Genomic DNA, 14,217 nt, shown 5'->3' with positions numbered 1-14,217 from the left:
ACATCATGGCCATCACTGACGTCGCGCAGTATGCGCATCTGAACAAGACCGATATCGAAATGCTCGGCGCCGAACTCGACGCGATCCGTGCCGATATCGAAGAATCCCTCGGCGCCCGCGACGCCGCCTATATCCGCCGCACCATCGCGTTCCAACGAATTCTCGAAGTGGGTGCGCGGTTGCTCATCGGCGGCAGCCGCTCCAAGGCAGGCTGGATCACCGGGACCGCGGCGCTGGCCTTCGCAAAGAGCGTAGAGAACATGGAGATCGGCCACAACGTCGGGCACGGCCAGTGGGATTGGATGAACGATCCCGAAATCCACTCGAACACCTGGGAGTGGGATATGGCCGGGTTGTCGTCGCAGTGGCGGTATTCGCACAACTACGAGCACCACGTGTTCACGAACGTCATCGACATGGATCACGACTTGGGCTTCGGTGTGATGCGAATGACGAGCGATCAGCCCTGGGAACCGCGTCACCGGATGCAGCCGCTGCGCAATCTCCTCTTGGCGGTCGGCTTCGAATGGGGCATCGCCCTGCACGGCGTGCACGCGGCCCAGAACCGTGTGCAATCCGCCGAGGAGAAGAAGGCACAGTCACGCGCGGTCCTGAGGAAGATCGGCCGCCAGATGGGCAAGGACTACGGGGTGTTCCCGGCGCTGAGCCGGTCACGGTGGCGCAGGACGCTGGGCGCGAACTTCACCGCCAACGTCCTGCGCAATCTGTGGGCCTACGTGGTGATCTTCTGCGGCCACTTCCCGGACGGTGCGGAGAAGTTCGCCGCCGAGGTCGTCGAGGAGGAGAACAAGGCCGAATGGTATCTGCGCCAGATGCTCGGCACCGCGAACTTCGACGCCGGGCCGCTGATGGCCTTCGCCAGCGGACACCTGTGCTATCAGGTCGAACATCACCTGTTCCCCGACCTACCGAGCAACCGTCTTCCCCAGGTCGCTCTGCGCGTGCGGGCGTTGTGCGAGAAGTTCGATCTGCCCTACACCACGGGATCCCTGCAGAGCCAGTACCTCCAGACGCTGCGCACCATCCATCGACTCGCACTGCCCGACGGTGATGACAGTCACCGCCAGCGCCGGGTTTCCGCCTCGCACAAGCGGTGAACACGTCATCGAATGACCGACCACGGGAGAGTCGTTCGATGACTGATGTGAAATACGTCGAACTGCACGGTGAGCGCGTCGCGTACCGGGATTCCGGCAGCGGCGAGGTCATCCTGCTCATTCACGGAATGGCCGGCAGTTCCGACACCTGGAACGCCGTCCTGCCCCGGCTGTCCGAGAACTACCGGGTGATCGCACCCGATCTGCTCGGGCACGGCCGATCCGCCAAACCGCGCACCGACTACTCGCTCGGTGCCTTCGCCGCCGGTCTTCGCGACCTGCTCGACGAGTTGGGAGTCAGCCGGGCCACGGTCGTCGGGCAATCGCTCGGCGGCGGGGTCGCGATGCAGTTCCTCTATCAACACCCGGAGTACTGCCGGCGGTTGATCCTGATCAGCAGCGGCGGCCTCGGTCCCGACGTGGGGTGGGTGCTGCGACTGCTCGCGGCACCGGGAGCCGAGTTCCTGCTGCCTGTCATCGCCCCCAAGGCGGTGGTCGCCCTCGGCAACCGGATGCGTCCGTGGTTGAGCGCGGTGGGGCTGGGCTCACCGCAGGCCGAACAGACATGGCAGTCCTACAGTTCGCTGTCCGATCCGCCTACCCGGGCCGCGTTCCTGCGCACGCTGCGATCGGTGGTCGATTACCGCGGTCAGGCGGTCAGCGCGCTGAGCCGCCTCGGCGTGCACCTGGACGTGCCGAGCCTGGTGATCTGGGGCGACCGTGATCCGATCATCCCCGTCGCGCACGCCTACTCGGTGCAGGCCGCCCGACCGGGCAGCGTGCTGAAGGTGCTGCCGGGGCTCGGGCACTACCCCCACGTCGAAGCCGCCGACGAGGTCGCTGACACCATGCACGAGTTCTTTCTGGCCACCCGGCAATCGGCGCTACCCAACCGCTGAGGTCGCCCGCCGGCGCACCCGATCGCCACCATTCGTCGACGGCGCTTCACAGCTTTGCTTAAGGTTGACGCGGGGTTGGGCGAGTCAGCGGGGTGGGTATGGACGGGAAGTTCCGGCTTGGCCTGAGCACGCCCGGCGGAGCATTCGGTCTCGACGAGGTCGCCGCCTGCGCCGCCGCTGTGGGCGCGCAGCCCGCCGCAGTGCTCTGGTACGAGGACTTCACCGGACCCGCGCCGGTGGACGGTGTGGCGAAGGTGGCCGCCATGGGAGCGGCCGCGGTGATCACCTGGGAGCCGTGGCTCTGGCGCACCGACGCCACCGGAGCCGACGCCGTCACGCTCGCCGGTATCGCGGCGGGCCGACACGACGACCACCTGAGCGCCTGGGCTGAGGCATTCGCCCTCACCGCGACTCCGGTCCAGCTTCGATTCGCCCACGAGTTCAACGGCGACTGGTATCCGTGGTCGCCCGCGCACGGCACGACACCGGAGCAGTACGTCGCCGCGTGGCGTCACGCGCAGGATCTCTTCCGGCGTGCGGGGGCGACGGAGGTGGGGTGGGTGTGGTCTCTCGACGCCGCCGCCCACCCCGACATCCCGCTGCGCGACTGGTACCCCGGCGACGACTACGTCGATGTCGTCGGTATAGACGGCTACAACTGGGGAACTACACAGGGATGGAGCCGATGGACGCCCCCCGTCGACATCTTCGAACCCGCCGCGACCGAGGTGCGCGCACTCACCGATCGACCGATCATGATCGCTGAGGTCGGCTGCGCCGAGGCGGGCGGCGCCAAGGCCGACTGGATCGCCGCGTTCGTGCGCTGGGTAGCGGCCCAGCCTGACATCGACACGGCCATCTGGTTCGAGCACGACAAGGAAACGGACTGGCGGATCACCAGCACCCCCGCGGCGACCGCGGCGATGGCGGCGGCGCTGCAGGAGGTCGCGCCGTGACCGCCGACACGACGATCTCCCCGTACGCACTGCCGCCGGACGTGGAAGACGAGCGGGTCCGCTCGCTGAACCAACTGCACGTACTGGACACCCCACCCGAGGAACGATTCGCACGGATCACCCGGATGGCCCGTTATGTCTTCGGCATTCCCATGGCCGCGGTCGCTCTCGTCGACCGGGACCGGCAGTGGTTCAAACAGGTCGACGGCCTCGACATCGGCGTGAACCTGCCCCGGAGCAAGACGATCTGCCAGGCGACCATCGCCCACACCTACGAAGAGCCCGACAACCCGGCGCTGGTCATCGAAGACGCGGCTGCCCGACCGGAATTCGCGATGGTGCCGGGCGTCGGCGAGCCGGGTGGCATCCGGTTCTATGCGGGCTACCCGCTGTACGGGCCCGGTGGTCACCCCGTCGGAACGTTCTGCATCTACGACACCGAACCGCGGTCGCTGAGCGATTCGGAATACACGACGTTCGTCGAGCTGGCCTCGTGGGCGCAGCGCGAACTCGAACAGACCGACGACATCGAGCGCGCCGCCGAGGTCCAGCGACATCTCCTGCCCGGCACCCTCGGCGACCTCCCCGGCTATTCGGTGTGCGCGATGTGCCTGCCGGCCTACGCGGTCGGTGGCGACTTCTACGACCACTACCGCGTCGAGAACGGGGTGGTGTTCACCGTGGCCGACGTGATGGGCAAGGGATTGGGCGCCGCGATCCTCGCCGCCAGCGTGCGCTCCGCCCTGCGCGGCGCCTCCCGCGCCGGCGAGCGGATGGAGTGCCGGATGCCACCCGAGCAGGTCGTGAACTCCGTCGCCGCACAGTTGGCCGAGGACCTCGGGAGCACCGACACGTTCGTGACCCTCTTCCACTGCGAACTCGACACCGCATCCGGCACCGTGCGCTATGTCGATGCCGGACACGGATTCGCCGTCGTGGTGCGCGCCGACGGCCGGGTGGACGGACTCGACACGGCGGGTCTGCCGCTCGGCGTGCTGGACGGTGTGACGTGGGAATCCGGCGAGGTGACGCTCGCCGAGGGCGACACGCTGGTGGCCGCGTCCGACGGGGTGCTCGACCTGCTCGGCGACGGTTCCGATGTGCTCCCGGTCCTGCGGTACGTGGCGCGTCACGCAGAACCCGCCGACCTGTGCGCCAGGGCCCGCGCGCTGGTGGCCGAGTTGTCTCCCCTGGACGACGTGACGGTCGTGGCGGTGCGCCGAGAGCCGACCGCATGAGACATCAGCTGCCCGACACCCCGGTCGGGAGGTACCCCTCACCCTGGTTGCGGTTGCTGATCCTCTGCACCGCCCTGCTGGGCATCAACTACATCGTGTGGCGCTGGTTCGGGTCGATCAACTGGGCGGCGTGGTGGATCGCGGTGCCCCTCGTCATCGCCGAGACCTACAGCGTCATCGACTCCCTGCTGTTCGGGCTGACGATGTGGAAGATGTTGCGGCGCAACGCGCCTCCACCGCCGCCCGACGATGCGACCGTCGACGTGTTCATCACCACCTACAACGAACCGATCGAGATGGTGCTGGAGACTGCCGAGGCGGCTCAGCGGATCCGCTTCCCGCACTCGACGTGGATCCTCGACGATGGGGACCGGCACGAACTGGCCCAGGCGGCGGCCGACCGCGGCATCGGATACATCACCCGCTCCTCGCACTGGACCGCGGACAAACCACGGCATGCCAAGGCGGGCAACCTGAACAACGCGCTGTTCGAGACCGACGGCGAGTTCATCCTCGTGCTCGACGCCGATCAGGTCCCCGAACCCGACATCCTCGACAAGACGCTCGGGTACTTCCGCGATCCGTACATGGCGCTGGTGCAGACGCCGCAGTACTTCCACAACGTGCCGTTCAGTGACCCGCTGGGCAGCCAGGCACCGCTGTTCTACGGGCCCATCCAACAGGGTAAGGACGGGTGGAACGCCGCCTACTTCTGCGGATCGAACGCCGTGTTGCGCCGGGAAGCGCTGATGCAGCTGGGGATTCGCGGCTACGTCCGCGCGGTCGAGGACGGGGTCAACCGGACGCTGTACGCCGCGCGCAAGATGATCAAATCGGCGCGTCGACAGGCCGGCGGCGACCAGCCCGAGGTGCAGGATGCGCTCGATTCGGTGTTGCGCGCGGTGCGTGACGCCCGCCGCCAGCTGCGGGAGAAACGGCCGCTGGCCGACATCACCTTCGAGTTCCAGCAGCGCGTGGACGCGGCGGCGCGCACGGTGGTCGAGGCCGACGTGACCGCCATGCGCGCCGACCTCGAGGTCATCGCCGCGCTGAGCGAACACCCCGAGAACACCGCGACCGCAGTGGTGTTCGACGACGAAGCGCTCGAGTCGCTGGCCGGACGGGAGTGGTCGCCGCTGGGCGCGATCGAGTCGGTCAGCGCGATGATCCGCGCGGTCGACGTCGGCCGCGACGACGAGGCGCAGCCGATGCTGCCGATGGCCACGATCTCGGTCACCGAGGACATGGCCACCTGTATGCGACTGCACGCGATGGGGTGGCGGTCGGCCTACCACCACGAGGTCCTCGCCCGTGGCCTGGCCCCCGACGATGTACGGACCATGCTCACCCAGCGGCTGCGGTGGGCGCAGGGCACCGTTCAGGTGATGCTTCGTGAGAACCCGTTCGTGCAGAAGGGGCTCAAACTCGGTCAGAAGCTGATGTATTGGGCGACGATGTACAGCTATCTGGCCGGATTCGCCGCCCTGGCCTACATCGCCGCCCCCGCGATCTACCTGATCTTCGGCATCATGCCGGTCACCGCGTACAGCTGGGACTTCTTCGGTCGGCTCATCCCGTTCCTGGTGCTCAACCAGCTGATGTTCCTGATCATCAGCCACGGCACCCCGACCTGGCGGGGTCAGCAGTACAGCCTCGCGCTGTTCCCGGTGTGGATCCGGGCCTGCTACACCGCGTTTCTCAACGTGGTGTTCGGTCGCCCGCTGGGCTTCGCCGTCACCCCAAAGACCCGACAGGAGGCCACCGCGATCCCGTGGCACCTGGTCAAGTGGCAGCTGGTCGCCATCGGGATGCTGGTGGTGGCGTCGGTCATCGGCATCGTGCAGCTGTACTTCGGCGCGATCTCGGTGCTCGGCGTCGGGGTGAACCTGTTCTGGGTCCTGTTCGACCTGATGATTCTGAGCGTGGTGTTCCAGGCGGTGCGGTACCGCGGACACGAGGACGAAGGAGAGTGATGAGCCAATACCCAACTCGTACCACCGATTCGGGTGTGTCGGTGATCCGGCCGGACGGTCGGTTGAACATGGTGGCGGCGCCGGCGCTGCGCAAGCAGTTGCACGAACTCGTCGACGGGGGCAGCACCCGGCTGGTGGTGGACCTCAGCGGCACCGAGTTCATCGACTCGTCGGGCCTCGGCGCGCTGATCTCGGGGCTGAAGGTGGCGCGCCAGGCCGGGGGTGATCTCCGGATCGCCGCGCCGTCCCGGCAGGTGATCACTGTCCTGGAGTTGACGAACCTCAATCGTGTTCTGCGGAGCTACGATTCGGCCGACGGTGCCTTCGATGGCGACTCATGAATCGGCTGTAGTACTCGAGACCACGACGGGCCCGGATACCCTCGACGCGGTCCAGCGGACGCTCGACACGTTGTGGGCGGCGCACGACGTCGACGAGATGGTGCGTATCCACATGGATCTGGCCGCCGGCGAGATCGCAGCGAACATCGTCGAGCATTCGGGCGACGGTGAACCGGTGCGCCTGCGGATGGAGGTCGAACTCGACGCGGACAGGGTGCGCACCACGTTCCTCGACGACGGCCATCCCTCGCCGGTAGACCTGGCGGAGGTCCGCATGCCCGAGGAGCTGTCCGACCGCGGACGCGGTCTGGCCATCGCGCACCGGGTGCTCGACGAACTGTCCTACCGCCGCGACGGCGAGGGCAATCATTGGACGCTGGTGCGCAGCCTGCGTCCCTGACGGCTGCTACTGCGGATCGGTCAGGTAGCGCTGGACGGTGGGCCCCAGCCAGTACTCGATCTCCTCGCAGGACATGTCGGCGACCGGTGGCAACGCCAGGATGTAGCGGCACAGGGCCAGACCCAGCATCTGGGTGGCGATCAGACCCGCGCGCCGCGACGGATCGTCCGCGCCGATGGCGACGACCGCCGGCAGGAGTTGGGTGGTGAAGATGTCGGCCATCTTCCGCCCGGCGACGGCGTTGGTCGCGGCCGCGCGCAGCAACACCACGAGCGCCTCGTCGCGTTCCCACCGTTCGACGAAGTGCGCCACCAGTCGTCGCCCGACGTCATCGTCGGCGACCGCGGACAGGTCGGGTAGCTCGAGGTCGAAACGGGCTGCGGCGGCGAAGAGTTCTTCCTTGCTCCCGAAGTACCGCATCACCATCGACGGGTCGATACCGGCGTCGCCGGCGATGGCGCGGATGGTCGCCCGGTCGTAGCCGGCCTTCCCGAACCGCTCGCGCGCCGCCGAGAGGATCAGCGTCTTGGTGTGTTCGGAGGATCGCCGCATGCCAACAAGTGTAGGCCAACAACTGTTGACTTCGGGGTGGTGTCGGCGCACGATGGGGTATGCCAACAAGCGTTGGCACAACATCGTCGAAGGAGCCGTCATGGACGACACCGATGTCCTCGTCGTGGGCGCCGGCCCCACCGGGTTGACGCTGGCCTGCGCCCTGGCCGACGAGGGGGTCGCCGCGACCGTCGTGGATCGTCAGCCGGCGGGAGCCAACACCTCGCGCGCGGCGGTCGTCAACGCCCGCAGCCTCGAGGTGCTCGAACCCCTCGATGTGGCACGGCGATTGGTGGCCGAGGGGGTGCGGGCGCCGCGCTTCACGATCCGCGACCGGGCGCGCACGTTGATCACCGTCGACTTCGCCGGGCTGCCGACGGACTATCCGTACAGCCTCATGCTCCCGCAGTCGTCGACCGAGGCGGCGCTGCTCACGCGGCTGGAGGAGTTGGGCGGCACGGTGGTGCGCCCCAAGGTGGTCACCGACGTGACGCAGAACCGTGGCGGCGTGACGACAACTTTCGACGACGGGGACACCGTCCGGTCGCGCTATGTCGTCGGTGCCGACGGCGTGCACAGCACAGTGCGTCGGCAGGCGGGGATCCGCTTCGACGGCGGCGCGTACGACGACTCGTTTCTCCTGGCCGACGTGCGACTGACCGGTGACGTGCCCGACGGCGAGGTGATCCTGTTCTGGGCCGGCGCCGGTCTCACCGTGGTCGCCCCGCTGCCCGGAGGGGTGCACCGGATCGTCGCACCGGTCGTCGAGGCCCCCGAGCAGCCCTCGGCGGCGCTCGTGCAGCAGATCCTCGACAGCCGCGGACCCGGTGCCGGACGGATCGTGGTGCGCGAGGTGATCTGGGGTTCACGGTTCCGGATTCAGCACCGCATCGCCGAGACCTACCGGTCGGGACGGCTGGTGCTGGCCGGAGATGCCGCCCATGTGCACAGCCCCGCCGGCGGTCAGGGGATGAACCTGGGCATTCAGGACGCGGTCGTGTTGGCGGAGGCGTTGGCGGCCGTGACCGCCGGGGCGCCGGACGAACTGCTCGACGACTACGCGTGCACTCGTCGGCCGGTCGCGCGCGACGTCGTGGCGATGACCGACCGGCTGACTCGGCTGGCCACGCTGCCGCGCGGGTTACGGCCGTTGCGCAACACGGCAATCGGCGGTGTCGGGCGCATCGCGGCCGTGCGGGCGGCGCTCGGGTGGCGCCTCAGCGGGCTCGTGTACCGAACGTGAGACAGCGGAGCACTTTCTGAGACAATCGTGCGATGTCGATGTCGGGCGAACCTGCGGGTTTGCGGGAACGGAAGAAACTCAAGACCCGCGCGACGATCCGGCGCGAGGCGTTCCGGCTCATCAAAGAGCAGGGCTACCAGAACACGACCGTCGAACAGATCTCCGCTGCCGCCGAGATCTCGCCACGCACCTTTTCCCGGTATTTCCCCACCAAAGAAGCAGTTCTGTTGTCGGATGACCATATTGCCCCGATCGTCTCTGCTTTCGTCGAGGCGCCCGCCGAGTTGTCGGTCATCGACGCCTACCGGCACGCGGTCGAGACGACGTTCGGTGCGTTGACCGACGATCAGCGAGAGGAGGCGATCACCGGCCAGCGGCTGATGTACGAGGTGCCCGAGGCGCGCGGCCTGCTCTACACCGAGTACGTCCGGTTGATCGACCAAATCACCGAGGCGCTCACCAAGCGCCCCGACCAGCCGACCGGAGAACTCGAGCGTCGGGTGCTGGCCGGGGCGATCGTCGGCGTGCTGATCGCGGCCTCCCACAACACGCCGCTGCCGGGTGACCCGATCTCGCGATGCCTGCGGGTGCTTGACCAGAAGTTGAAGTAGGACGCGCCTACGCCGGCGCGTCGTCCTTCGCCGTCGACGCGGTGGTGTCCGAGCCCTTGTCCGAACCCTTCTCGGTCTCTTTCGATGGCTTCGCCGCGGGCCCTTCCGCGTCCGTGTCGTCGTTGGTGTTGCCGGTGGCGATCTCGTGCTCGACGTTCGTGACGTCGTCGCCGGTGGTGGTGCCGTCGGCTTCGGACGTCGAATCGTCGGTCTTCGTGCCAGATTCGGTGTCGTCGGTCAGATCCCCCGACGCCTCGTCGTCGCGCGGGTCGGCCGGCGTCACCGACGGTGCGTCCGCCACAGCGGTGTCCGTCTGCGGTTCCGGCTGCGCGGTCGTTGCCGAGGTCTCGGGTGCGGTCGGGGTGGCGACGATGACGGTCGCGGCGGCCGTATCGGGAACGGACGCGACCTCGCTTTTCGCCACCCGCACGGTCATCGGCGGCGTGATCGCAGTAGCGAGCTTGGCGAACACCTGCTGCAACGCGGCGATGGGCCCGCCGGTGTTGACGTAGAAGGTGCCGTCGGGGTTGAAGACGAGGTCGCTGGTGCTGAGCAGGCCGCCGGCCTTGACGGTCAGCCCCGGGGAGACCAGTGCGCCGAGGTCCGGTCCGTAACCACCGTTGAGGAACCCGTCGGCGATCACCGCCGGTGCGGCGCCGAGCGCGGTCGCCACGGCGACGGGATCCAGCGTGGCCGCGGCGTCGAGGACGTTCTGGAACGCGACCGCGGCCGCGGCCGGCGTACTGATCAGCGGGGCGATGAAACCGCTGAGCAGCAGCTGCGCGCCGAGTGGGTCGGCGGTGAACGCGTTGACGACGTTGACCAGGCTCTGCAGTGGCCGGGTCAGGACGGTCTGCAGCGCCGGGAGCAGGTCGGTAGCGGGAAGGGCGACGACGAGGGGGATCTGCAGCAGGCTGTTCACCGCATCCGACACCTGGCCGGCCGCAAGGTGTTCGACGGCGGCCGCCGCCAGCGTCGGCACCTGGGTCGTCAGCGCATCGGCGATGCTGCCGCCGGTGGCGCCCAGGCCTTCGGCCAGGGTGGTCAGCGTGCTGACCTGATTGGTCACGAACTGACGCACGAAGTCTTCCAGTGCCGAATCCTCGCCGAGCTTCTCCGCATTGGCGACCGCTGCGGTGAAGACCTGTTCGTACAGTGCGAACACCGAGCTCGAAGCGAGCAGGTCCACGGCTGCGGTCTGGGCGGTCCGGGCGACGGCCGGCAGCTGGACGGCCGGCATCGGAGCAACGGCCGGAGCGGCCAACAACCCGACCCCGATGAGCGCGGTGGCGGCGAGCGGCGGACGAACAGCAACGTGCATGGAAACCCCTTGGCTGGTGTGAGCGCCGGCACGGCGCGAACTTACTTGCGAGTAATGTCACTCGCCTCGGAAGTGAATCACCCCCCGGCCACGGGTGCCCATCGCGCGAATTGACGATGTCGACACGGCGTGGGCGGAGGTCCGCCGTGGCGGCCTAGCCTGTTCGCGCGAGACGCCGACGTGCCCCGCAGCGCGGGATAGATTTCCGGCCGACCACCGTTCTTCCTTGCGAACTCGACATGGAACGGACAGAAGATGACGCGGACCGTGCTCAGGGGGCGCAGCGACGCGATGTCGCGCGCTCTGGATGCGCTCCGTCGCTCCGCCCGCACCGGCCAGGGCGCCGTGGTCGCGATCAGTGGTGAACCCGGAATCGGCAAGTCGGCCGTTCTGCGCGACCTCGTCGAACAGGCGTCTCGCGCCGGCTTCCTCGTGGGTGCCGGCAAGGCCGAGCACGGCGACCAGATCGCCCCTGGGGCACCGCTTCTCGTCGCCCTGCGATCCGGTCCCCGGCCGCTGCTGAGCGGCGAAGCCTTCGCCGGCCTGGCCTCGCTCTACGACAAGCCGCTGTGGCTGGTCGACCGGATCAGTGCGCTCGTGGAGGATCTGGCGGCAGACGCGCCGGTGCTGATCGCGATCGACGACATGCACTGGGCGGACCGGTTGACGCGGTTCGCGCTTCGTGTGCTGCCCGCCCGGCTGGCCCGATCTCCCGTGGTGTGGGCGGTGACCAGCAGGAAGATGCCCGGCGATCCACTCGCCGAGGTGATCGCCGACATCGACGACGACACCGCCATCGTCGGCGTCTCGCTCGGCCCGCTACCCGGCGCCGACATCGAAGCCCTGGCAGCCGACCGGTTGGGCGCAGCCCCGTCGGCGCAGACACGCGCGCTCCTCGCGCGGGTGGGCGGCAACCCGTTCTGGGCGGTGCAGGTGCTCGACGGTCTCGCGCGCCGCCGCGGACACGCCGACGAAGCCGGCGGGCTGGCTGCCGAACTGGCCGTCGGAGTGCGCAGCCGGCTGGCCGATTTCACGGCCGAGGCGGCCGCGCTGGTCCGGCTGGTCGCCGTTTGGGGACGTCCCCTGGACATCGAGGACGCCACCCAGCTGCTGGGAATCTCCGAAGCCGACGCCGCGGCGCGGATCGATGAGTCGGCCGCCAACGGCCTGCTCACCAGTGACGGCGCCGAAGTGGGTTTCGCTCACGACCTCGTCCGCGAGGCGGTGTATGCGGCCATCGCCCCGGACGACCGGCGGGCGCTGCACCGCGCCTGCGCCCGCCACATCGTCGGCAAGGATGGCTCGATCCTCTGTGCGGCAAGGCATTTCCGCGCCAGCGCGGTGAAAGACGACGAAGAGGCCATCCTCGCGCTGGAGAAGGCGGCGCGGGAGAGCGCATCGATTCCCGGGCAGGCGGTCGAGCTGGCGGAGCAGGCCTTCGCACTGACCTCGGTGGGCCACCCGCTGTGGCTGCTGGCCGGTGAGCGGACCGTCGAGACGCTCGTCAAAGTCCAGCGCGAGACCGAAGCGCTCGCGGTGGCGGACCGGCTACTCGCCGTCGCCGTCGAGCCGGAGACCGTCGCCCGCCTCGAGTTGCAGGCCTGTCTGGCACTGTGGTGCGCGGGCGAGAGCAGTGAGCTGGAACGTCGCGCGAGTGCCGCGCTGGCGCGCCGGGACGCCTCAGCGGAAGTTCGGGCCCGGCTGTCAGCGGTCCGGGCGCTGGGCGCCTCTCGCGTCCAATCGACCTCGGCCGCAGAGGGTTTGGCGAAAAGCGCGCTCGCCGAGGGGCGGCGACTGGCCGATCAACACGCCCAGCGGATGGCCCTTGTGGCCCTCATCGAGGTGGCGCGCAATGAGGGACGGCATCGGCTGGCGCTCGATCGCTTCGCCGACCTGCGCCGGCTGTCGGACACGGCGTATCAGGCGGAGGAGATCCGCACGCTGCAGCACCTGGACCGCTACGACGAGGCCGAGGCGATGCTGGCCAAGATCCGTGAGGCGCAGGACGGTGCGGACAGTCGGTTGCCGTCGGTGCTGTATGCGCAGATGTGGCAGGACCACAACCTCGCCCGGTTCGATGCCGCCGACGCCGGCGCCCGAACGCTGCTGCGGCTCGCGGAGGAGACGGGAAACTCCCGGTACCGGCTCAGCGCCCGCCTGGTGCTGACCGCGGTCGCGATGTACCGGGGAGATCGGCCGGCCGCCACTCAGTTGCTCGAACTCGGCCACGCCGAGTCGACGGACGACGGGCTGCACCGCTGTTCGAGTCTGTTGCGCGGTTGGCTGAAAGCCGGTGCCGGTGACTTCACCGCGAGCGTGGCTATCCTGGCCCCGCTGCTCGACGATCCCGAGAACGCGCGCGCGGCGTGGATGTGGTCCCCACCGTGGATGCGGACCCTGGCCGCCATCGGGCTCAACGCCGGGGATCGTTCGTTCTGCGCCGGCACGGCACGAATGGCCGAGACTGCCGCACAACGCAATCCGGGTGTCGCGAGTGTCGAGGGAACCGCGCTGCACATCCGTGGTCTGCTGGACGCTGACATCGACATGCTCGCCGAGGCCGTGCGCGTACTGCGCGGTTCTCCGCGACCGCTCCTGATCGCCGACGCGCTCAGAGACCTCGGAGCCACGCAGCTGAACCAGGACGGCGACGGTGTGACAGCGCTGACCGAGGCGGCTGACATCTACCAGCGGGTCGGCGCGGTGTCCGGCTCTCGCGCGGTGGCGAAGATCCTGCGCGAACACGGCGTCCGAGGCGCCCGCCCCGCGGGTCCCCGACCGAGCACCGGGTGGTCGTCGTTGACCGACACCGAGCACCGGGTGGTCGAGCTGATCAGCTCGGGTCACACGAATCGTTCCGCCGCAATGGAATTGGGGGTTTCACCGAATACGGTGAACGCGCATCTGCGCTCGGTGTTCCGCAAGCTGGAGGTGAGGTCGCGTGTGCAGTTGACGATCGCCTTCCGGGAGCGCGCTACGCAGTGACGCCTGCCGACAGGCGTTGCAACAGTTCCCACGCGGACCTTCGAGTTCTCACGGCCTCGATCAGGGTGTCGGAAGCTCGATGCCGACGGCCGCGTTCTCCTCCGCCGTGCCGAGCCGCATGCCGTAACGCAGTGCGGTCTCGACGAACCGGCTCAAACGCTGCGCCGGCGTGTACCTTCCGACGTCACCGACGGGCACACCGATCTCGCGGAAGAAGGCGCCCAATCGCGGCGTGGTGATGATCAGGTCGACGGCATCCTCGTCGCCGATGTTCCGGTGGGCGTGCAGCGCTCCGCCGGCGACATGGACGAAGTCGCCGGCGTGCGCGGTTCGCCACTCCAGCCCGTGCGCACCCGGCACCAGGACCTCCTGCGCACCGGACACGATGTAGAACGCCTCGACGTCGTCGTGACTGTGCAGGGGCACGGTCACGCCGGGCGGGACCACGCCGCGCATCAGGCAGAACTGTTTGTACTGTCCCTGCGACAGATTGAGGAATTCGACTGTGGGGCCGAGCACGTCCAGCACCTCACCTCCGGTGCCTTCGGTGAGCCGGGTGAGGAAGGGGTGCGCGCTCACC

At 68.6% G+C, this 14,217-nt stretch carries 13 protein-coding genes; 10 read left to right on the top strand and 3 right to left on the bottom strand.

The window, feature by feature from the left end:
• Positions 1-5 precede the first annotated feature (5 nt).
• From G6N30_RS18645 to G6N30_RS18615, 7 genes are all read left to right on the top strand, one after another.
• Positions 6-1,118: a fatty acid desaturase family protein gene (locus G6N30_RS18645; protein WP_134057903.1), complete on the top strand. Its 1,113-nt coding sequence runs from the start codon at positions 6-8 to the stop codon at positions 1,116-1,118.
• Between the two features lie 38 nt (positions 1,119-1,156).
• Positions 1,157-2,017, top strand: a complete 861-nt coding sequence (locus G6N30_RS18640; RefSeq protein WP_134057901.1) for an alpha/beta fold hydrolase — start codon at positions 1,157-1,159, stop codon at positions 2,015-2,017.
• A gap of 98 nt (positions 2,018-2,115) precedes the next feature.
• Positions 2,116-2,973: a glycoside hydrolase family 26 protein gene (locus G6N30_RS18635; protein WP_134057900.1), complete on the top strand. Its 858-nt coding sequence runs from the start codon at positions 2,116-2,118 to the stop codon at positions 2,971-2,973.
• The gene (locus G6N30_RS18630; protein WP_134057898.1) at positions 2,970-4,211 is read left to right on the top strand and encodes a GAF domain-containing SpoIIE family protein phosphatase; all 1,242 of its coding nucleotides are present in this window, start codon (positions 2,970-2,972) and stop codon (positions 4,209-4,211) included. The genes G6N30_RS18635 and G6N30_RS18630 overlap by 4 nt, the downstream gene beginning before the upstream one ends.
• A complete protein-coding gene (locus G6N30_RS18625) occupies positions 4,208-6,184 on the top strand; it encodes a glycosyltransferase (RefSeq protein ID WP_134057896.1) in 1,977 nt (658 codons plus the stop codon). Before G6N30_RS18630 ends, G6N30_RS18625 begins: the two co-directional genes overlap by 4 nt.
• Entirely contained in the window at positions 6,184-6,525 is a 342-nt protein-coding gene (locus tag G6N30_RS18620) for an STAS domain-containing protein (protein WP_134057894.1), read from the top strand. The genes G6N30_RS18625 and G6N30_RS18620 overlap by 1 nt, the downstream gene beginning before the upstream one ends.
• Complete coding sequence (locus tag G6N30_RS18615) at positions 6,512-6,925, top strand: ATP-binding protein (protein ID WP_134057892.1); 414 nt, start codon at positions 6,512-6,514, stop codon at positions 6,923-6,925. The genes G6N30_RS18620 and G6N30_RS18615 overlap by 14 nt, the downstream gene beginning before the upstream one ends.
• 6 nt (positions 6,926-6,931) lie before the next feature.
• Here G6N30_RS18615 and G6N30_RS18610 read toward each other — a convergent pair whose 3' ends face one another.
• Complete coding sequence (locus tag G6N30_RS18610; protein ID WP_134057890.1) at positions 6,932-7,477, bottom strand: TetR/AcrR family transcriptional regulator; 546 nt, start codon at positions 7,475-7,477, stop codon at positions 6,932-6,934.
• A 100-nt stretch (positions 7,478-7,577) separates the two neighbouring features.
• Between G6N30_RS18610 and G6N30_RS18605 the strand changes: the two genes are divergently transcribed.
• Both G6N30_RS18605 and G6N30_RS18600 read left to right on the top strand, forming a co-directional pair.
• The gene (locus G6N30_RS18605; protein ID WP_134057888.1) at positions 7,578-8,720 is read left to right on the top strand and encodes an FAD-dependent oxidoreductase; all 1,143 of its coding nucleotides are present in this window, start codon (positions 7,578-7,580) and stop codon (positions 8,718-8,720) included.
• A gap of 32 nt (positions 8,721-8,752) precedes the next feature.
• Positions 8,753-9,331: a TetR family transcriptional regulator gene (locus G6N30_RS18600; RefSeq protein ID WP_134057886.1), complete on the top strand. Its 579-nt coding sequence runs from the start codon at positions 8,753-8,755 to the stop codon at positions 9,329-9,331.
• Positions 9,332-9,338: 7 nt separating this feature from the next.
• Here the strand turns inward: G6N30_RS18600 and G6N30_RS18595 are convergent, their stop codons facing one another.
• Positions 9,339-10,652, bottom strand: a complete 1,314-nt coding sequence (locus tag G6N30_RS18595; protein ID WP_134057884.1) for a hypothetical protein — start codon at positions 10,650-10,652, stop codon at positions 9,339-9,341.
• 255 nt (positions 10,653-10,907) lie between these two features.
• Between G6N30_RS18595 and G6N30_RS18590 the strand changes: the two genes are divergently transcribed.
• Positions 10,908-13,637, top strand: coding sequence for a helix-turn-helix transcriptional regulator (locus G6N30_RS18590; protein ID WP_134057882.1), 2,730 nt, complete (start codon positions 10,908-10,910; stop codon positions 13,635-13,637).
• A gap of 60 nt (positions 13,638-13,697) precedes the next feature.
• Here G6N30_RS18590 and G6N30_RS18585 read toward each other — a convergent pair whose 3' ends face one another.
• A complete protein-coding gene (locus G6N30_RS18585; protein WP_234880268.1) occupies positions 13,698-14,216 on the bottom strand; it encodes a cupin domain-containing protein in 519 nt (172 codons plus the stop codon).
• Position 14,217: the final 1 nt, after the last annotated feature.

The organism is Mycolicibacterium litorale (genome assembly GCF_010731695.1).
GTDB classification, from domain to species: Bacteria; Actinomycetota; Actinomycetes; order Mycobacteriales; family Mycobacteriaceae; genus Mycobacterium; species Mycobacterium litorale.
Note: the sequence above shows the minus strand (reverse complement) of the source record. Positions and strands in the feature narration are given on the sequence as shown.

Excerpts from the sequence above, each read along its gene's own strand:
- G6N30_RS18640 (WP_134057901.1), top strand. The coding sequence starts at position 1,157 with ATGACTGATGTGAAATACGTCGAACTGCACGGTGAGCGCGTCGCGTAC.
- G6N30_RS18605 (WP_134057888.1), top strand. The coding sequence starts at position 7,578 with ATGGACGACACCGATGTCCTCGTCGTGGGCGCCGGCCCCACCGGGTTG.
- G6N30_RS18590 (WP_134057882.1), top strand. The coding sequence starts at position 10,908 with ATGACGCGGACCGTGCTCAGGGGGCGCAGCGACGCGATGTCGCGCGCT.
- G6N30_RS18625 (WP_134057896.1), top strand. The coding sequence starts at position 4,208 with ATGAGACATCAGCTGCCCGACACCCCGGTCGGGAGGTACCCCTCACCC.
- G6N30_RS18645 (WP_134057903.1), top strand. The coding sequence starts at position 6 with ATGGCCATCACTGACGTCGCGCAGTATGCGCATCTGAACAAGACCGAT.
- G6N30_RS18635 (WP_134057900.1), top strand. The coding sequence starts at position 2,116 with ATGGACGGGAAGTTCCGGCTTGGCCTGAGCACGCCCGGCGGAGCATTC.
- G6N30_RS18615 (WP_134057892.1), top strand. The coding sequence starts at position 6,512 with ATGGCGACTCATGAATCGGCTGTAGTACTCGAGACCACGACGGGCCCG.
- G6N30_RS18620 (WP_134057894.1), top strand. The coding sequence starts at position 6,184 with ATGAGCCAATACCCAACTCGTACCACCGATTCGGGTGTGTCGGTGATC.
- G6N30_RS18610 (WP_134057890.1), bottom strand. The coding sequence starts at position 7,477 with ATGCGGCGATCCTCCGAACACACCAAGACGCTGATCCTCTCGGCGGCG.
- G6N30_RS18595 (WP_134057884.1), bottom strand. The coding sequence starts at position 10,652 with ATGCACGTTGCTGTTCGTCCGCCGCTCGCCGCCACCGCGCTCATCGGG.
- G6N30_RS18600 (WP_134057886.1), top strand. The coding sequence starts at position 8,753 with ATGTCGATGTCGGGCGAACCTGCGGGTTTGCGGGAACGGAAGAAACTC.